The organism is Tangfeifania sp., assembly GCF_055108615.1.
Window position 1 is genome coordinate 14,699 of sequence record NZ_JBSQIC010000036.1, and the last position, 19,495, is coordinate 34,193.

Here is a 19,495-nt window from a genome sequence, read left to right on the forward strand (position 1 = left end):
TCTTGTTTATTTGTTGGCTTGGTTTTTTACCGATTGTTGGCAAGGCGCATGTTGGCTATATTTCCAGCGGACAGGTCACGTTATAAACCGGCCAGTCTCCCGTCCATATCCGGTTTGTTTTCAGTTTTTAGCGGGAATTTAACCGGTGCATTGTCGCGGGTAGAGCGGTAAATGGCTGTGAAAAGTTCCACGGTTTTGCGACCATCTTCGCCGGTTACCATCGGCTGAGTGTTCGTTTCAATGGCCTGCAAAAAATCTTCAATCTGCTTCTCCATATAAAAAACTGTCGGGTCGATGGAATTAAAAAGATCGGAGTCTTCTTTCACCCATTTTTCAAGCTGATCTTCTTCTCCCGGCACTGTCCACAAATCATTTACCGGAGGTTCCAAAACATTCGACATACCTGCCACGAACATGGCCCCGCCGTCGGTCTGAACGCCAACTGATGCCCCGTTTTCGCCATGCACCTGTACTTTTCCGTAAATTCCGGGTTTTTGCGAATTACTGACAATAATGTTTCCGATGCCGCCATTTTTGAACATTACAATTGCCACCGCTGTGTCTTCCACTTCAATGTATGGGTGGTTCAGGTTTTTCCACAATCCGTAAACTTCATCGATTTCGCCCATGTACCAAAGCAGAATATCTAATTGATGGGGCGCCTGGTTTACCAGCACTCCGCCGCCTTCCATTTTCCAGGTGCCGCGCCAGGCATCGGCATCGTAGTAGCTCTTATCGCGCCAGCCCAGCATGTTGATGGTACCGAATACCGGTTTGCCAATTTTACCGGCATCGATGGCATTTTTTACACGCAACACCGGGGCGTACCACCTCCGCTGACTTATGACCCCGAGTTTCACGCCTGCCGCATTACAGGCATTTATCATCGCGTCGCAGTCTTCGAGTGTTGATGCCAGCGGTTTTTCAACCAGTACATGCGCACCGGCTTTTGCGGCTTCAATTGTTGGTTCGCGGTGAAACGGGTGCGGGGTGCAAACAATTGCCAAATCGACCGAAGCTTTTTTGATCATTTCAGAAATTGATACAAAAGCTGTTGTATTGTATTGCTCAGCAAATTTTTGGGCTGTTTCGGTTGTGCGGCTCCAAACAGCTGTTAGATTTGCATTTGGCCGGTTTTTTATGGCTTTGGCGTGCAGGTGGGCCACTTTTCCGCAGCCCAAAATGGCGATATTGAATTTTGGTTTCATTGGAATGAATTTCTGGTTTTAATTAATTCAACCAAAATAGTCAATTTCACCGGGAAGTAAAAAAGGACTGGGTATTTATGAATTTTTTCCGGATTAAATTTCAACTATACTTTCAATATTTTCATCTGAATCCGGAACAACCATTTTGTCCGATTCAGCACGAACTTTTTCGAAGTTGAGTTTTTTGCGGGCTGCTTTTCAACCATGCCGATCACAAAACGGAGGGCAATTTTTTCGGCAAACTCGGGTATGTAAGGGATGTCGATTTTTTCGTTGGCTGCCTTCGAAAGCCGCCTCACCAGTCGTTTGGCTTCTTTGTCGTTAATTCCGCGATCGATACTTCGTATCAAATCGTAAAATTCATTAGGCAGATTGTCATACAGGAATGTATCAATTTTTCCATCTTTTATAAAATTGAATTTTCTTCAATTTAGTGAATCAGGAGCTGAAAGACAAGAAGTAACCCCAATAAAAATACTAAAATGTATTTTTATTTAGGCTAATCGAGAAATCCCACAAGGAAATTTTTTACACATTCTCCAATAACATTCAGATTATAACCGCCTTCCTGGCAAATCAAGGTGGGCAACCCAAGTGATTTGAACTGCCTTCCGATTTGGGTGTAGTCTTCAGTTTTCAAGCTGAAACTGCCTATGGGGTCGGTTTCATGGGTATCGAACCCTGCAGAAATGATGAGGTAGGCAGGATTGAAATTTTGAATTTGATCCAGGATTCGTTCCAGCGCCTGGATGTATTCTTTAAGCTGTGTCCCGGCAGGTAAAGGTTCGTTATGGTTGGTGCCAATGGCCTGACCTTTTCCTTTTTCTTCGGGATAGCCCCAGAAATAGGGATACTCAAATTCGGGATTACCATGAATGGATGAGGTGAACACCGATTTTATTTCATCGAAAAATTCCTGTGTTCCGTTGCCGTGATGATAGTCGATATCCACAATGGCAACTTTGCCTGAAGGAAGCAGGTATTCGGCAGCGGTAGCAGCGTTGTTAAAATAGCAATAACCGCCAAAAACACGCGGGCCGGCATGATGCCCCGATGGGCGGCATAAAGCATAAACAGCATGCTCTTTGCCTTCGCGCAGAAGTTGAGCGCCGGTTAAAGCAGTTTCTGCCGAAGCGCGTGCCACCTCGTAAGTTCTTTTTTTGATGGGGGTAACTGCATCGGTACACCAAATCCCGCCCCAAAGCGGCGAATCAGCCTTTTTTTTAAGATGTGCCCCCTCGCCCGGAAACAGATCCGGATAAAATTCTTCCTTGTCGTCTTTCAGCGATTGGGAGGTGTTGTAAATATAGTCGTGGTAGGGGTGCAATTTCGCGATTAACCTCTCGGGAAACGTTTGCGCGGTGATAAATTCAAACCGTTCATCAGTACGCAAAGCTTTTTTTATTTCTTCAACCCGCTGCGGAGTGTCTTTTACTTCGTAGGCCTCTGGCCCGAGCTGATATTTCCAATACGGATTGTGCAGGCTGTCGTTGTATTTTTCAATTACTTTCATTCGAAGTCAGTTATTTTTTTGATGAAGAAAGAATTTCTCGTTTCGAAATTTTATTTGTGCCTTTTTTTCTGAATTGTTTTTCCTTTGTTCAGCAGTTCTATTACACGTTCGTGCGGGATTGGCGGGCACCACCGCTGTTCGCGTCCGCTCATTCCGCTGGAACAGAAAATGGCATTGATTACTGCTTCTTCTGTTGCTTCCATAACGGCTTCGTACACCGGATTAATATACACGTCGGAAATACTTTTTAGCGTGATAAACCGGCTGTTGTCGCTTGCCTGCCGGGGTTTTCGGTTACTTGTGCTGAACGCGATAATAATTTCACCACTGGTTGATGCGGCATACGAACCGGTTCGGCCAAGCCCGAGCGCTGCCCGTTTGGAAATCCGGTTAAGCTGGCTGCTGATGAGCGGAATATCAGTGGCAATCACCACAATCACTGATCCGTCGGATGAAACCCTGCGCCCCTGCTGTTCGAACTCCATGTCGAGCTGCCGGCCAATAACGCCCCCGTCGATAGTTAAATTGCGCATTTTACCAAAATTGGAAAGCACCAGTACGCCAACCGTATAGGTCTTTCCTTCCGGAAAATCCAAAATACGCGATGCAGTTCCGATGCCGCCTGCAAAATCGAAACTTGTCATGCCTGTTCCGGCACCAACCGAACCCTGTACAACTGCCCCTGGAGTGGCCGCTTCAATGGCCCTGACAACATCCTGCGATGAACAGTTTCCTACACGCACATCGTTCAGGAAGGAGTCGTCAGCTTCTCCAACTACCGGCAAAACTACATCGGTTTCTGTACCGAGCTTTGGGTATTTTTTTATCATGTGGTTGATGACTCCCGCATGGACACGACCAACAGAGTGCGAATTGGTGAGGAGCACAGGTGTTTCGAGCCAGCCGGTTTCCAACACCTGCGTGAGGCCGGCCATTTCGCCCACTCCGTTCAGGATAAAACCACCGGAAGCCAGCCGGTTGGCATAGGTTTGTCCGGCCGGCATTATTGCCGTAACTCCTGTCCGTACAACTCCGGTTTCGGTTCCCGAAGGAATTTGAATATTATCTTCTATTCGCGAAAAATGACCCACACGAACGCCTTTAACATCGGTAATGGCATTTTGCACACCCGATCGCATCCGGCCTATCTGAATGCCCAGTTCGCGGGCTGTTGGGCGCGATGTGTCTGTTTCCAGATCCTCTTTTTTCAATTGTCTGGGGCTTCTCAGCGGGATACCATAACGACGTGCCGCAGAGCGAATGATCAACCGCATAACATCCCGAAACCCGAGGCCACGCGAACTGGCTGCCTTCATGAGCGAAGCATCGGGATGAAGGCTGGGCAGCGGGTTGAGTTCGATAAAATAGGGTTCTCCGCTGGTATGCAACCGGATGTCAACCCTGCCCATGTCGGGGCACGACATGATATCGAAAACCTGGCGGGCCATGTTTATCACTGCCTTTTCTTCGAGGTGACTGATATGCGCCGGGCAAACAACTTTTACCGATTTGGCAGCTTCGCCACCCTGTTTCATATCGTAATCGTAGATGTTGTATTTTCCGCCGATTTTTTCCAGGTCGAAAGTGTGTTCCACGATATCGAGCAATTTCCCCGGGAAGCTTTCAATAAACGGAACGCTCAGTTCCCGTCCTTCAATAAATTCTTCAACAACCAAACCGGCAGGATAATGGTTTAGCAGATTGTTGATTCGTTTGGCTGCCTGTTCCGCATTCTCAACCACCGAGTCTTGTTGTATTCCTTTGCTCGAGCCTTCAGAGTTGGGTTTTATAATGAGCGGATAGCGTAAATCAGCAGGAATATTTCGCTCTTTTTCTGTAATCAGCACACCTTTGGGAACGTTTATTCCCCGCGATGCCAGCACCGTTTTTGCAAGATGTTTGTCGAGGTTGAGGTGGAGCAGCGAAGCATTTCCACCCGTAAACGGAATCCCCATTTGTTCGTACAACCCGGGATAAAAAGCTTCCCGCGAACTGCCGATGGTTCCTTCGGCCAGGTTAAAAACCAGGTCGGGTTCGCTTTCAATGAGATGTTCCACTACGGCGTTTGGTTTGCCCGAAACCTCCACCACCGTAACGGTGTGTTGAAGGCTTCCAATGGTATTGGATATGCGTTTAATGTCTTCCTCCGTAAGGAGTTCGGCAGTTGCTTCGGTGTCGTCGGTGCGGAGATTGTATGCAATTGTAATTCTCATAAACAGGCCTCCTGATTAATTTTTATGGTTATTTATTTAAAGCATATTGCTTCTGTACTGAGCCTGTTTAAAATTACGACTTTTTTTGAATAGGATTAGATTTAGCTAATGCTTTCAGCCATATCTGAAACAGTTCCAGCGGATTTTCTTCATCTTTTTTCAGCAGCGGAAACATTTCGGCATGTTGCAACCCGGAGCAGGCAGTCATCCACTGTACATCGCCGTTGCCGTACCTTCCTGCTGCCCCGTGGGAATCGGAATGATCAACAAATCCATTCAAAACAACAGTTACGGTTTCGAATTTTTGAGTTTTACGGATTGTTAAGATAACAATTTTTCTTTTAAAGCCCTGGCGGTGTAGGATTTTTCCTGATTAACCAGGTATTCCGGAGTGCCTGCAAATACAAGCTCACCACCTTTGTCACCACCTTCGGGACCGAGGTCGATAACCCAGTCGGCTGATTTTATAATTTCGAGGTTGTGTTCAATAATGACAATCGAATGTCCTCTTGAAATTAAAGCACTGAATGAATCGAGCAGTTTTCGGATGTCATGGAAATGCAGGCCGGTTGTGGGTTCATCAAAAATGAAAAGGGTGGGGGTATCTTTTTCGTGCGCCAAAAAGGAGGCCAGTTTCACACGCTGGCTTTCACCCCCGGAAAGCGTGCTCGACGATTGTCCGAGTTTTATGTAACCCAGGCCGACATCCTGCAATGGTTTCAGTCGTTTGGTAATTTTCTTTTCGGTTGATGATTTTCCTTTTTCAAACAGTTCCACTGCCTGGTTTACGGTAAGGTTCAAAATATCGTCGATGTTGTTTCCCTTGTATTGAACATCCAGAATTTCTTCTTTAAAACGTTTACCGCCGCAACTTTCGCAAACCAAATACACATCGGCCAGAAACTGCATTTCCACTTTAATGGTTCCCTCGCCCTGGCATTCGTCGCATCGTCCCCCATCCACGTTAAATGAAAAGTGCGACGGTTTCAGTCCCTGAATTTTGGCAGCCTGCTGACTGGAATAAAGTTTACGGATTTCGTCGTACGCTTTCAGGTAAGTTACCGGGTTGGAACGAGATGATTTTCCTATCGGATTTTGATCGATAAATTGGATGGACGAAAGCATTTTGAAATCGCCTTTAACGGCATCGTGTTGGCCGGTTCGTTCGCCGTAGCCGCCAAGGATTTTGGTGAGAGCAGGGAACAGGATTTTTGAGACCAGCGACGATTTGCCTGAGCCGCTTACGCCGGTGACCACGGTGAGCGTATTCAGCGGAAACCTGACATTCACGTTTTTCAGGTTATTTTCCCTGGCACCGAGAATTTCGATGAAATTGCTCCACTTGCGCCGCTGTTTTGGGATTTCAATTTTTTCAACTCCGGTCAGGTATTTGGTGGTTAGGCTTTCCGGTTTTTTCTTCAGTTCCTCATGTGTCCCCTGAAAAACCACTTCGCCGCCATGCTGGCCTGCAAAAGGTCCGATGTCAATTATCTGGTCGGCTGCGCGGATAATCTCTTCATCGTGTTCTACCACAAAAACGGTATTGCCGATTTTTTGCAGCCTCTTTAAAACTTTAATTAACCGCTGCGTATCGCGTGAGTGCAAACCGATACTGGGTTCATCCAAAATGTAAAGCGAACCCACCAGGCTGCTGCCCAGCGAGGTGGCCAGGTTAATACGTTGCGATTCACCGCCTGAAAGAGACGACGACAAACGGTTTAAGGTGAGGTAGCCCAATCCCACATCGCACAGAAATGTCAGCCGGCTGTTGATTTCAATGAGGATGCGTTTGGCTATGGCCTGATCGTGCTCATCCAGTCGAAGTTCATTGAAAAATGTGCGTAACTCCGACACCGGCATGAGTACGAGTTCCTGTATTGATTTTTCGGCCACTTTCACGTAACCGGCTTCTTTTTTCAGGCGGGAGCCGTTACACTCGGGGCAGGTGGTTTTGCCGCGGTAGCGCGATAGCATGACCCGGTATTGAATTTTGTAGGTTTTTTCTTCAAGGTACTTGAAAAACCGGTTTAATCCTTTGAAATAGCGGTTGCCGGTCCAGAGTAATTTTCGCTGCTCTTCTGTGAGTTCATAATAGGGTTTGTGGATAGGGAAGTTGAATTTTTCGGCAGAATAAATTAGCTGCTTTTTCCATTCGCCCATTTTTTCACCGCGCCAGCAGGCAATGGCATCCTGGTAAATGGACAGCGACTTGTTGGGGATGACCAAGTCTTCATCGATACCGATAACTTTTCCGTAGCCCTCGCAGGTAGGGCAGGCACCAACCGGGTTGTTGAAACTGAAAAGATGAACAGAAGGTTCTTCGAATTTCATCCCGTCGGTTTCAAAAAGATTGGAAAATTTACGGGAGTCACTTACCTTTTTATTTTCAAAAACTTTTACAATGCACTCACCCAGTCCTTCATAAAAAGCAGTTTGAACCGAATCGGCCACCCGGCTTTGCGTATCTTCATCATCAGCCACTGCCACGCGGTCGATTACCACATTGCAGTTTCCTTTACAAAAATTTTCCTCTCCAGCCTTCACCAGCTCATCAATCCGCTTAATTTCATCATTTACCTCGAGGCGCGAAAACCCCTGTTGCATAAGCAACTCAGCTTCTTTTAGCAGGGGCCGGCCCTTTTGGGTTTTCAGCGGCGAAAGAATCATAAACCGCGTTCCTTCAGGATGGGAAAAAATATAATCCACCACATCGGTCACACTGTGTCTTTTCACTTCTTTTCCTGAAACCGGCGAAATGGTTCTTCCCACCCGGGCATACAATAATTTGAGATAGTCGTAAATTTCAGTTGATGTTCCAACAGTAGAACGCGGGTTGCGGGTGTTTACCTTTTGCTCGATGGCAATGGCCGGTGGAATTCCTTTTATAAAATCTACTTCCGGTTTGTTGATGCGCCCTAAAAATTGGCGTGCATAGGAAGAAAGACTTTCCACATAACGTCGCTGGCCCTCGGCAAACAGGGTGTCGAAAGCCAGGGATGATTTGCCCGACCCGGACACACCGGTGACAACAATAAACTTATTCAGTGGAATAGTTAAGCTGATATTCTTTAAATTATGAACCCTTGCTTTTTTTATTTCAATGGACTGTGTCCTTCTGTTTTTTAACATATTGGAATTGAAAATTCAATAAAATTGGTTGAAAAACTTGTATATCTCCGTAAAATGTTTCATTTTTACCCGTGCAAAATTACAAAATAGTTTTACTCTAACTTAAAAGAATACGCCTATCGATAAACTTTACTTTTTTATTTAAAATAAATAGAAGGTAATGTTCAGAACAAATGCACTGAACGACAATGAGCTCGTTCAACGGTTTATCGAAGGTGATCAAAATTCACTCGAAATTTTAATTCACCGCCATAAAAGCAGGGTTTATTCGTATATCCTGCTGATTGTGAAAAATCAGGAACTGGCAGAAGATGTGTTCCAGGAAACCTTTATAAAAGTAATTCGTTCGCTGAAACGTGGAAAATATGTGGAGAACGGAAAGTTTGTTTCCTGGGTGTTGCGGATTGCTCACAATTTGATAATCGATCATTTCAGAAAAGAAAAACTTCAGGGAACAGTTTCCAACGACAGTATGGAAGCTGATATTTTCAATTCACAAAAATTTTCGGAAGACACCATCGAAGATCAGATTGTAACTAACCAGATACTGAGCGAGGTTAAATATCTGATAAAAGAACTTCCTGAAGATCAGCAGCAGGTTATTTACATGCGGCATTATCAGGGACTGAGTTTTAAGGAAATTGCCGACCAGACGGGAGTGAGTATCAATACCGCATTGGGACGAATGCGCTATGCCCTGATTAATCTTCGGAAATTGATACGTGAAAAAAATCTGAGCCTCACAAGGTTTTAACTTTTGTTAACACAATATTGGCAGATGCAGGGCGTTCTAAAACAAATAATTATTTAGAATGCCTATGAAAAATAGTTCTACTTTTTTTTATGTTGTTAAAAGTTTTTTCAATAATTCTGATAATACAGAATTTTACGATGAAATGAATTTATCAGAAATGGAAAATACAGGGTTAGAACCCTCGGAAAATTCCATAAAAACGATTTTGGATTTTGCCCACGCTTACGATGTGGTGGAAACAGAAACCACCGGGCAAATAGAGATGAATTACAATTAGAAAAGAAGGCGCTGAGTTCAGCGTCTTCTTTGTACTTCCACCTGCTTGCTAAATATAACAATTCTTTTTTTTAGCTTAATTATAAAAAAAAGACAATCCGGATATTGCTTTTTATGAAATTTTGATGTACCTTTATGATATCAATTTAATATCAAAATAATTAAATTTTAATGTCATGGAAAAAGATTATAAAGGGTTGTCAGGTTACCTGTTCGTTTTCATTGAGCTGATAATTTTAGCATTCATTGCATTTGGTTTTATGAGGGGGATGGTGCTTCCATCAGTAATTTTGACTGTTTTGTTCTTTTTTATTGCACCGGGCTTTACGGTGGTCGATCCCAACCAGAGTTGTGTAATGGTTTTGTTTGGGGCTTACAAAGGGACAATTAAAGCCAATGGTTTTTACTGGGTGAATCCGTTTTTCGTGCGGAAAAAAATTTCCCTGCGTGCCCGCAATTTCGACAGCGATCCCATAAAAGTGAACGACAAGCTGGGAAATCCGATTATGATTGGTGTCGTGCTGGTTTGGAAAGTGGAAAACACTTACAAAGCTGCTTTCGGCGTTGATGAATACGAGCATTTTGTAGTGGTGCAGAGCGAAGCCGCATTGCGAAAACTGGCCGGCATGTATCCGTACGACAATTTTGAAGATGAAGAAGCGGAGCTTACTTTGCGTGAGAGCACCGAAGAAGTGAACGAAAGGCTTGAGGCTGAAATCAGGGAGCGACTTGAAATAGCAGGAATTTATGTCATCGAGGCCCGCATCAATTACATCGCTTATGCGCAGGAGATTGCCCAGGCAATGTTGAAACGTCAGCAGGCCACGGCCATTGTTGCTGCCCGCTTCAAAATTGTAGAAGGCGCGGTAAGCATGGTTGAAATGGCGTTGGATGAATTGAACAAGAAAGAAATTGTTGACTTTGATGAGGAGAAAAAAGCTACAATGGTCAGTAATTTGATGGTTGTTCTTTGCGGCGATAAGGATGTTTCTCCGGTTGTAAATGCAGGCTCTCTTTATCAGTAGTTACCGGAAAATCAAGCCATTTTAAAAGAACAGGGACGAATAAAAAGGAGGATTTAATGGCAAAGAAAAAAACATTTGTATTACGAGTTGATCCGGAGATGATGAAAGCTGTGGAAAAATGGGCAGCCGATGATTTCAGGAGTATAAACGGTCAGTTGGAGTGGATTATTCACAATGCACTGAAAGATGCAAAGCGCCTGAACAAAAAATCAAAAAAAGAGCCTGACCAGTAATTTTCAACACTTTTAATCTACTAATTAATCAAAATCAATTAACTATTTAAGCCATGAATAAATTGAAGTACACTTGCCCCAAATGCGGCAATAAGAAAGCAGATGTCGATAAAATCCGGACAACCGGCGCAGGTTTTACCCGTTATTTTAATATTCAAAACCGCCGGTTTACGGTGGTTTCATGTTCCCGGTGCGGTTATACCGAATTTTACAGGGAAGACAAAGCAGGCGGGGCCAGCAATGTGCTCGATTTTTTGACCAATTAATTCCTTTCTATTTGTTTAAGAAACTGAGCCTTAGGCAAAGGTTGAAATTTACAATGGTTAATGCTGATAGACACTTGAAAAGTCTTAAAGAGAGAAACAATTTAAGACTCAATTCAATTGCTTATCGGTATAACAAGCAGAAAGATAAAAAGTAATTCTTGTTGCATTCAAATCGAACCTGAAATGAATAGTTTAGTTCTGGCGCTTCTGGCTTTTGTGGGTTATATTATTGCCTACCGGTTTTACGGCAAGTACCTCGGGAAAAAGTTTTTCAGCATTGGTAAAAAACAGAAAATGCCATCGCATGAGTTTAACGATGGCGTTGACTTTGTTCCTTCCAAGAAGAATATCATTTTCGGACATCATTTTACGACAATTGCCGGACTTGGTCCAATTGTGGGGCCTGCTATCGGTATAATCTGGGGCTGGCTGCCTGCATTTTTGTGGGTGTTTTTCGGTTCCATTTTTATGGGTGGGATGCACGATTTTTCTACCATGTTCATTTCGGGCCGGAACAAAGGAAAAACCATCGGTGATTTAACCGGAGATCTGGTTAACCCGGGAACCCGATATGTTTTTCAGTTTATTATGCAACTATTGCTTTTGATTGTGCTGGCGGTTTTTGCCATGATTGTTGGCGTTTTGTTTGTGCAGTATCCCGAAGTGGTGTTGCCGGTGTGGTTTCAGATTCCGGTAGCCGTTTGGCTGGGCTGGAAAATCAGGCAGGGGAAAAGTGATTTGCTCTATTCAATTATTGCTGTCATTCTGCTCTACATTTCTGTTCTGGCAGGAGTTTACTGGCTTCCGCCAATTACTGTACCTCCAATAATGGGATCCTCGGTAACGACCTGGGCGCTCATTTTGTATGTTTATGCATTTCTGGCCTCAACTATTCCGGTACAAAAACTACTTCAGCCCCGCGATTATATTAATTCTCACCAGCTGCTTGTTGCCATTGCATTGATTTTACTGGGACTGTTCGTGGCACATCCGCAGGTGACTGCGCCCGCGATAAATCACGATGCTTTTAATTCTTCCGATGTTCCGGCCATGATGCCATTGCTGTTCATTACAATTGCCTGCGGGGCAATTTCCGGATTTCATTCACTGGCAAGTACCGGTACTACAATCAAACAGGTTGACAAGGAAGAGGACACGCTGTTTATTGGTTACGGAGGAATGTTAACCGAGAGTTTTTTGGCAGTATTGGTGATTTTGGCTGTGGCCGCCGGACTGGGACTTGGGTTGACAAAGGATGGCCAGCTGTTTACCGGGTCCGATGCTTTTTATCATCATTATGCATCGTGGGCAACCGCTTCGGGCCTGGCTGCCAAACTCGAAGCGTTTATTGTGGGTAGCGCCAATCTGCTCGAAAGTTACGGGATTCCCAAAGATTTGGGGGCTGCCATCATCGCAGTGTTCATCGTTAGTTTTGCCAACACCACGCTCGATTCGTCTGCACGTATTCAACGGCTTTCATTTCAGGAAATTTTTAAAGATAAAACCGGGAAGGTGCGCAAACCTTTTAATAACCGGTATGCCGCAACCACAGTTGTTGTAGTTGTTGCCATGGTGCTTACTTTTCTGCAGCCCGGTGCAACTGGTGCATTAATGCTGTGGCCTCTTTTTGGTGCTTTGAACCAACTGGTTGCTGCTCTTGCCCTGGGAGTGGTTGTTTTATACCTGATCATGAAAAAACGAAATTTTTTGCTTGCACTTATTCCCATGATTTTTGTACTAGTAATGACCGTTTGGGCAATGATTGATAATCTGATTTCTTTTATCGACGACCGGAATTATACATTGATTATAATTTCGTTGTTGATTTTGATATTAACAGTTTGGTTGCTCATCAGCGGATTGAAAGTGCTTTCATCGCAAAAATTGAAAACCAGGTTAAATGTAGGCTGATGTCATTTTGAGATTTCTTTTAAATAGATTTGTTCTAAATAAACTTATTGAGAGATAACAACATAAATTTTGGAAGTTTTTGTTTGATTGTTTTAAAGTGAATGTTGAAAAGGGTTTACCGGGGTAATTTTCATTATTTAGAACAGGCTGACATTTTATGATGTGTTTTTATCTGTATAAATTAACTTCACGTTACTTTTCCGTTTTTGATTTCTTTGGGTTCAATATTTATATTTGCTGCTTTTTGTTCAAAAAGTGGAAGGCATTTATTCTCTTTTCATCATGAAAAAAACGAATTTTTAAATAAATCAATCTAATATAAATGAAAGGTTATAAAATTATTGTCTTAGCCAAGCAGGTACCCGATACCCGAAATGTTGGCAAGGATGCAATGAAAGCTGACGGGACGGTTAACCGGGCTGCGCTTCCGGCCATTTTTAATCCGGAAGATTTAAATGCGTTGGAGCAGGCGCTGCGGATTAAAGACCAGTATCCCGGAACGACAGTACAAATTTTAACAATGGGCCCCGGGCGGGCTGCTAATATAATCCGCGAAGGTTTATACCGCGGAGCCGATGGTGGAATCCTGCTTACCGACAGGGCATTTGCCGGTTCCGACACACTGGCTACTTCTTATACACTTGGGCAGGCGCTGAAGAAAATTGGCGATGTGGATATGATTATTGCCGGTCGGCAGGCTATCGATGGCGATACCGCCCAGGTTGGTCCGCAGGTGGCTGAAAAGCTAAAAATGCTCCAGGTGACTTATGTCGAGGAGGTGAAAGAGCTGAAAAAAGATGCCATCGTATTGAAACGCCGGCTGGACCGCGGAGTGGAAACCGTAAAATGTAAGTTGCCCCTGGTATTAACTGTTAACGGAACTGCTCCTGGATGCAGGGCACGAAACGCCAAACTGTTGATGACTTTCAAACGGGCCAAAACCGTTACCGAACTTCAAAAAGAAAACGAGGATTATACATCATTGTACAACGACCGCCCGGAACTGAACATCCCGGAATGGACGGTGAATGACATTGAAACCGATGCAAAACAGCTCGGATTGTCCGGGTCGCCAACAAAGGTGAAATCCATCGAGAATGTGGTGCTGCAGGCAAAAGATTCCAAGGTGATTTCTTCGGCCGATGCCGACATTGAAAATATGATGCTGGAACTTCTTGAAAGTCACACCATCGGTTAGTTTTATCCTTGAAAATATTGATACATGAATAACTTATTTGTTTATTGCGAAATAGAAGATGGCCAGGTTGCCGAAGTGAGCTTGGAACTGCTCACCAAGGGCAGGACGCTGGCCAACGAACTGAAATGCAAACTGGAAGCAGTTGCCATAGGTCACAAGCTGGATGAAGTTGAAAAACAGGTGATGCCTTACGGCGTGGATACGCTTTACCTGGCAGACGATAAACGGTTGCACCCGTATCAAACCTTGCCGCACACGTCAATTGTTGTAAAATTGTTTGAAGAGCAAAAGCCGCAAATCGCGTTTATGGGAGCTTCTTCCATTGGCCGGGATTTGGGGCCGCGCGTTTCTTCGGCGCTGCACAGCGGGTTGACTGCCGATTGTACCAGCCTGGTGATTGGCGATCATTACGACAAAAAAGCCGATAAAAAATACGAGAACTTGCTGTACCAGATTCGTCCGGCTTTTGGCGGAAACATCATTGCCACCATCATTAATCCCGATTGCCGCCCGCAAATGGCAACTGTGCGCGAAGGGGTGATGAAAAAAGAGATTCTTGACCCAAACTACAGGGGGAAAGTTGTCAACCTCGATGTGTCGAAATATGTGAACGACGAAGATTTTGTAGTTGAAATCATCGAGCGGCACATGGAAAAAAGTAAGCTGAACATAAAAGGTGCTCCCATTATTGTGGCCGGTGGTTATGGTGTAGGGTCAAAGGAAAATTTCAGGTTGCTGAATGAACTGGCCGAAGTTCTGGGCGGCGAAGTGGGCGCTTCCCGCGCTGCGGTTGATGCAGGCTATGTAGAGCACGAACGTCAGATTGGCCAGACCGGTTTAACTGTTCGCCCGAAACTGTATATTGCCTGTGGTATTTCAGGGCAGATTCAGCACCGTGCAGGAATGGAACAATCGGCCCAGATTATCGCCATCAATACCGATCCGGAAGCGCCGATTAATTCCATTGCCGACTATGTCATTACCGGCGACATTGCGGATATCATTCCTAAAATGATTAAGTATTACAAAAAGAATACGAAATAAAACTGAAAAAAATGGCAAATTTTTATACCGATAATAAAGAGCTGAGATTTCATTTGAATCACCCGTTGATGAAAGAAATCGTCCGGCTGAAAGAACGCAATTTTTCTTTTAAGGATGAATTCCAGTTTGCACCGATGGATTATGAAGATGCTATCGACAGTTACCACCGCGTGCTGGAAATTGTGGGTGAGGTTTCCGGTGATATTATTGCGCCCAATGCCGAAAGCATCGACGCAGAAGGACCGCAGGTGGTTGACGGCCACGTGATTTATGCCCGCGGAACGGAAGAAAATATCAAAGCACTGAACCAGGCCGGTTTGATGGGCATGTCGTTGCCCTACAAATACGAGGGGCTGAACTTCCCGATTGTGCCTTACATTATGGCTGCCGACATAGTTTCACGCGCCGATGCCGGGTTTGTAAATATCTGGGGATTGCAGGACTGCGCCGAAACCATCAACGAGTTTGCTTCGGAAGAGCAGAAAGAAAAATACCTGCCACGCGTTTGCAAAGGCGATACCATGGCCATGGATTTGACTGAACCCGATGCAGGTTCCGACTTGCAGGCCGTTCAACTGAAAGCAACCTGGGACGAAAAGACAAACAAGTGGCTTCTGAATGGCGTAAAACGGTTTATCACCAACGGCGACAGCGATATTTCGCTGGTACTGGCGCGTTCGGAGCCGGGAACCAAAGATGGCCGCGGGCTTTCCATGTTTATTTACGATAAACAGCATGGCGGTGTGAAAGTACGCCGCATTGAGCACAAAATGGGAATCATCGGGTCGCCTACCTGCGAACTGGTATTCAAAGATGCTCCGGCGGAATTGGTTGGTTCCAGAAAACTGGGATTGATAAAATATGTAATGTCACTGATGAATGGTGCCCGCCTGGGAATTGCAGCACAATCGGTTGGAATATGCGAAGCCGCCTACCGCGAAGCTATTGAATACGCCAAAGAACGCATGCAGTTTGGAAAAGCAATCATTCGTTTTCCGGCGGTTTATGAAATGATTTCGATGATGAAAGCCAAACTGGATGCTTCCAGAACTTTGCTTTACGAGACAGCCCGTTTTGTGGACATGTACAAAACGTACCAACACATTTCGGAAGAACACCAACTGGAAAAAGAGGAGCGTGCCGAAATGAAGCACTACCAGCGACTGGCAGATATTTTCACTCCTTTGGTGAAAGGCATGGCCAGTGAGTTCAGCAACCAACTGGCTTACGATGCAGTGCAGATTCACGGCGGCTCGGGATTCATGAAAGATTACCCGGTGGAACGCATTTACCGTGATGCACGTATTACTTCCATTTATGAAGGAACAACCCAGTTACAGGTGGTAGCAGCCATCCGCGGGATTACTACCGGCCAGTTCCTGAAACAAATCAGGGTGTACGAGGCCGAAAAAGTTTCGCCGCAACTCGAATACCTGAAACGTTCGCTGATTATACTGACCGATGACTTTGAGCAGGCCTTGAAGAAAGTGACTTCGGCCGATGATAACGAGTTCATCGATTTCCATGCCCGCCGGCTGGTGGAAATGGCAGGCCATATCATCATGAGTTACCTGTTGCTGCTCGATGCCAACCGTGAGGAATCGTTCCTGCGTTCGGCCAAAAATTATATCAACTTTGCCAAATCGCAGGTAAAAGCAAGCGCTGAATACATCCGGGTTTCTGAATTGAGTGATTTGGGAGAATACAAGTTTGAACTGTAATTTTTTAGTAGAAAGCAGATAGTACTAAGTAATCAGTAGAGAATTTATGAAGCCACTTTTGTCGGATGACAGAAGTGGCTTTTATTAATTTATTCCCCGCAACCACTAAATTAACTTCCTGATCATCTTAACGTAACAAAACTTTCTTACTTTTGCACGCCAATTTATAAGCCCCTCCCAACCTTCCGCCGGCTGGCGGAGAGGGGAAAGAGAAGCAATGAATTACATTTATAAAGGATTGACAATGACAGAAATTAGAAATATAGCCATTATTGCCCACGTTGACCACGGAAAAACCACGCTGGTTGACCGGATGCTCCACCAGGTAAAACTGTTCAGGGAAAACCAGGACATGGGCGAACTTATCCTCGACAGCAACGACCTCGAGCGCGAACGGGGAATTACCATTCTCTCAAAGAATGTTTCGATACGTTACAAAGACACTAAAATCAATATCATCGACACACCCGGTCACTCCGATTTTGGAGGTGAAGTGGAGCGGGTACTGAACATGGCCGACGGCGTGTTGCTCATCGTGGATGCGTTTGAAGGCCCCATGCCGCAAACTCGTTTTGTGTTGCAAAAGGCCATTGAACTGGGACTGAAACCCATTGTGGTGGTGAACAAAGTGGACAAAACCAACTGTACCCCCGATATTGCCCAGGAAAAAGTATTCGACCTCATGTTCAGCCTCGATGCCACCGAGGATCAGCTCGATTTTCCGACGGTTTTTGGCTCGGCTAAAGCCGGCTGGATGGGGCCCGACTGGAAAGAAGAAACACAGGATGTAAGCTACCTGCTGGATGTCATCCTGGACACCATTCCACCAGCTACCCCAAAAGAAGGATCGCTGCAAATGCGCATCACTTCGCTCGATTATTCATCGTACACCGGACGGATTGCCGTGGGAAAAGTTACTCGCGGCGAGTTAATTCCTGGTTCGCAGGTTTCGCTGGTAAAACGTGATGGCAGCATTGTGAAATCAGTTGCCAAAGAAGTTTATCTTTTTGAAGGACTGGGAAAAGAAAAAACAAAAGAGCCGGTGCAGTCGGGTGAAATTTGTGCAGTAATGGGCCTCGAAGGTTTTGACATTGGCGACACGCTTGCCGACGCACTCGAGCCGGAAGGACTCACGCCCATACGTGTGGACGAACCCACCATGAGCATGTTGTTTGTGGCCAACAATTCTCCTTTTTTCGGAAGGGAAGGAAAATTTGTGACATCACGCCAGTTGCGCGATCGTCTGTACAAAGAGACCGAAAAAAACCTGGCCCTACGTGTGGAAGATACCAACTCTGCCGATTCATTTATGGTTTTCGGTCGTGGCATTCTGCACCTTTCCATTTTGGTGGAAACCATGCGCCGCGAAGGCTACGAAATGCAGCTGGGCCAGCCAAAAGTTATCATCAGGGAAATTGACGGTGTGAAACACGAACCCATCGAATTTCTTACGGTTCAGGTTTCCGAGGAATTTTCAGGAAAAGTGATTGAACTGGTTACCCAGCGAAAAGGTGTCATTCTGAACATCGATGTAAAAAACGAGCGCGCGCACCTGGAGTTCAATATTCCGGCACGCGGAATTATAGGATTGCGAAACCAGATGCTTACAGCCACAGAGGGAGAAGCTGTTATATCTCACCGGTTTAAAGGTTACGAGCCCTGGAAAGGCGAACTGGGTGTTCACCGGAACGGCGCCTTGATTTCGCTGGAAACAGGAACCGCCATTGCTTATTCCATCGATAAAATGCAGGACCGCGGCCGGTTTTTCGTGGACCCGGGTGAAGATGTTTACATCGGCCAGGTAATTGGCGAAAACACCCGCCAGGATGATTTGACCATCAACATCATCCGTACCAAAAAACTGACCAACATGCGTGCCGCAGGCTCCGACGATAAATCGAGCATTGCCCCGGCCATTAAATTTTCGCTCGAAGAAGCAATGGAATACATTCGCAACGATGAATATCTCGAAGTAACGCCCAAAAATATGCGCATCCGTAAAATATTGCTGAACGAGCATGAGCGCAAACGCCAGGCAAAAGTGGTGGCTGATTAAAACAGGGAAAAGATAATTATTTCAACGGCATAGTTTCAAAAGAGATTATGCCATTTTTTTGCCCCGCTGGCGCACTCTGCTGACCCCCGCTGGTGTGCTTTTGTAATGCGTGCCGTAATTGTTAATTCGGACACTGTAACAGAAACATCATCATCGCAATTTACAGCTTTTCATTTGTGTTTTTGTTTTCACAAAAAAAAGCCCGAATCACAGCTCTGCACCAGCAGGAGCGTCAGTCGAAAATTTTGAAGGATGATTAATTATTTGGCATTGAAATAATTATTTGAATATCTTTGGAAAAAATATTTACTATGCATTCTATTCGGCTTAAAATAAGTGATAAAATATTCGGGAACGTAATGTGGTGGCTTAGTAAGTTCTCAAAAGATGAGGTTGAAATTATTTTTGATGATACCGATGATGCAACTTTTGACGAAAACAAAAGATATCTTTCCAAAGAACTGGATGAAATTCTTAGTGGAAATGCCAAATTTCTTTCTGAAGAGGAAGCTGAGTACAGATTGGAACAGATTATCAAGAAATATGAAGATCGTTTATAAACAATCTTTTATCAGTCGATTCGAAACACAACTCGAATATATTTGGATACAATTGAAGTTTTCGGTTTCCTGAAATTTCAAAATTCTCCATGCTGAATTATGAGTACCTTAATTCTACTGGCGCGCTTTTGTAAAGTGTGCCTTAATTTTAACAGATTTTATTAATTCGAACTAATCAGACTCACCGAATTCCAAAACTGCTTTGATCTGCTTTTTGAGATAGGTATTTTGTTGCCATTTCGAAGGCTCACCTTACTTTCATGTTTGTATATTTTGGAAACAAATTTCAGGTTGATAATAACCCAACTTGTTATCTTACTGTCATAAAATTCTGTATTCCAGCCGGATGGGTTTAAGATATTCATATTTCGGGTAACACGGATTTTTT

At 44.6% G+C, this 19,495-nt stretch carries 17 protein-coding genes; 11 read left to right on the forward strand and 6 right to left on the reverse strand.

Translation table 11 applies throughout. From position 1 onward, the window contains the following. Positions 1-80 precede the first annotated feature (80 nt). The 6 genes from ACTCNA_RS09640 to uvrA all read right to left on the reverse strand — a co-directional run bounded on the left by ACTCNA_RS09640 (position 81) and on the right by uvrA (position 8,063). Positions 81-1,208: a Gfo/Idh/MocA family protein gene (locus ACTCNA_RS09640; protein WP_462947701.1), complete on the reverse strand. Its 1,128-nt coding sequence runs from the start codon at positions 1,206-1,208 to the stop codon at positions 81-83. Between the two features lie 104 nt (positions 1,209-1,312). Next, a complete protein-coding gene (locus ACTCNA_RS09645; protein ID WP_462947702.1) occupies positions 1,313-1,558 on the reverse strand; it encodes a hypothetical protein in 246 nt (81 codons plus the stop codon). 149 nt (positions 1,559-1,707) lie between these two features. Beyond that, complete coding sequence (locus tag ACTCNA_RS09650; RefSeq protein WP_462947703.1) at positions 1,708-2,721, reverse strand: histone deacetylase family protein; 1,014 nt, start codon at positions 2,719-2,721, stop codon at positions 1,708-1,710. Between the two features lie 50 nt (positions 2,722-2,771). Further along, positions 2,772-4,934 carry a P1 family peptidase gene (locus ACTCNA_RS09655; RefSeq protein WP_462947704.1) on the reverse strand — a complete coding sequence of 721 codons (2,163 nt, stop codon included), beginning with the start codon at positions 4,932-4,934 and terminating at the stop codon, positions 2,772-2,774. A gap of 73 nt (positions 4,935-5,007) precedes the next feature. Next, positions 5,008-5,298: a pirin family protein gene (locus ACTCNA_RS09660; protein ID WP_462947716.1), complete on the reverse strand. Its 291-nt coding sequence runs from the start codon at positions 5,296-5,298 to the stop codon at positions 5,008-5,010. After that, positions 5,256-8,063, reverse strand: coding sequence for an excinuclease ABC subunit UvrA (gene uvrA, locus ACTCNA_RS09665; protein ID WP_462947705.1), 2,808 nt, complete (start codon positions 8,061-8,063; stop codon positions 5,256-5,258). Before uvrA ends, ACTCNA_RS09660 begins: the two co-directional genes overlap by 43 nt. A gap of 160 nt (positions 8,064-8,223) precedes the next feature. Between uvrA and ACTCNA_RS09670 the strand changes: the two genes are divergently transcribed. The 11 genes from ACTCNA_RS09670 (at position 8,224) to ACTCNA_RS09720 (ending at position 19,107) form a co-directional block, all read left to right on the forward strand. After that, positions 8,224-8,817, forward strand: coding sequence for an RNA polymerase sigma factor (locus ACTCNA_RS09670; RefSeq protein ID WP_462947706.1), 594 nt, complete (start codon positions 8,224-8,226; stop codon positions 8,815-8,817). Positions 8,818-8,959: 142 nt separating this feature from the next. Next, entirely contained in the window at positions 8,960-9,094 is a 135-nt protein-coding gene (locus tag ACTCNA_RS09675; RefSeq protein WP_462947707.1) for a hypothetical protein, read from the forward strand. A 175-nt stretch (positions 9,095-9,269) separates the two neighbouring features. Beyond that, positions 9,270-10,118, forward strand: coding sequence for an SPFH domain-containing protein (locus ACTCNA_RS09680; protein WP_462947708.1), 849 nt, complete (start codon positions 9,270-9,272; stop codon positions 10,116-10,118). Positions 10,119-10,174: 56 nt separating this feature from the next. Continuing rightward, entirely contained in the window at positions 10,175-10,351 is a 177-nt protein-coding gene (locus ACTCNA_RS09685; RefSeq protein WP_073168234.1) for a type II toxin-antitoxin system antitoxin, read from the forward strand. A 53-nt stretch (positions 10,352-10,404) separates the two neighbouring features. After that, a complete protein-coding gene (locus ACTCNA_RS09690) occupies positions 10,405-10,617 on the forward strand; it encodes a zinc ribbon domain-containing protein (protein WP_462947709.1) in 213 nt (70 codons plus the stop codon). Positions 10,618-10,800: 183 nt separating this feature from the next. Next, a complete protein-coding gene (locus tag ACTCNA_RS09695) occupies positions 10,801-12,528 on the forward strand; it encodes a carbon starvation CstA family protein (RefSeq protein WP_462947710.1) in 1,728 nt (575 codons plus the stop codon). Positions 12,529-12,850: 322 nt separating this feature from the next. After that, positions 12,851-13,726: an electron transfer flavoprotein subunit beta/FixA family protein gene (locus ACTCNA_RS09700; protein ID WP_462947711.1), complete on the forward strand. Its 876-nt coding sequence runs from the start codon at positions 12,851-12,853 to the stop codon at positions 13,724-13,726. Between the two features lie 24 nt (positions 13,727-13,750). Beyond that, on the forward strand, positions 13,751-14,770 hold the full coding sequence (locus ACTCNA_RS09705) for an electron transfer flavoprotein subunit alpha/FixB family protein (protein WP_462947712.1): 1,020 nt from the start codon (positions 13,751-13,753) through the stop codon (positions 14,768-14,770). A gap of 11 nt (positions 14,771-14,781) precedes the next feature. Beyond that, the gene (locus ACTCNA_RS09710; protein WP_462947713.1) at positions 14,782-16,491 is read left to right on the forward strand and encodes an acyl-CoA dehydrogenase family protein; all 1,710 of its coding nucleotides are present in this window, start codon (positions 14,782-14,784) and stop codon (positions 16,489-16,491) included. 244 nt (positions 16,492-16,735) lie between these two features. After that, positions 16,736-18,547, forward strand: coding sequence for a translational GTPase TypA (gene typA, locus ACTCNA_RS09715; RefSeq protein ID WP_462947714.1), 1,812 nt, complete (start codon positions 16,736-16,738; stop codon positions 18,545-18,547). 311 nt (positions 18,548-18,858) lie between these two features. Next, positions 18,859-19,107 (forward strand): hypothetical protein, encoded by a 249-nt coding sequence (locus ACTCNA_RS09720; protein ID WP_462947715.1) that lies wholly within the window; start codon positions 18,859-18,861, stop codon positions 19,105-19,107. Positions 19,108-19,495: the final 388 nt, after the last annotated feature.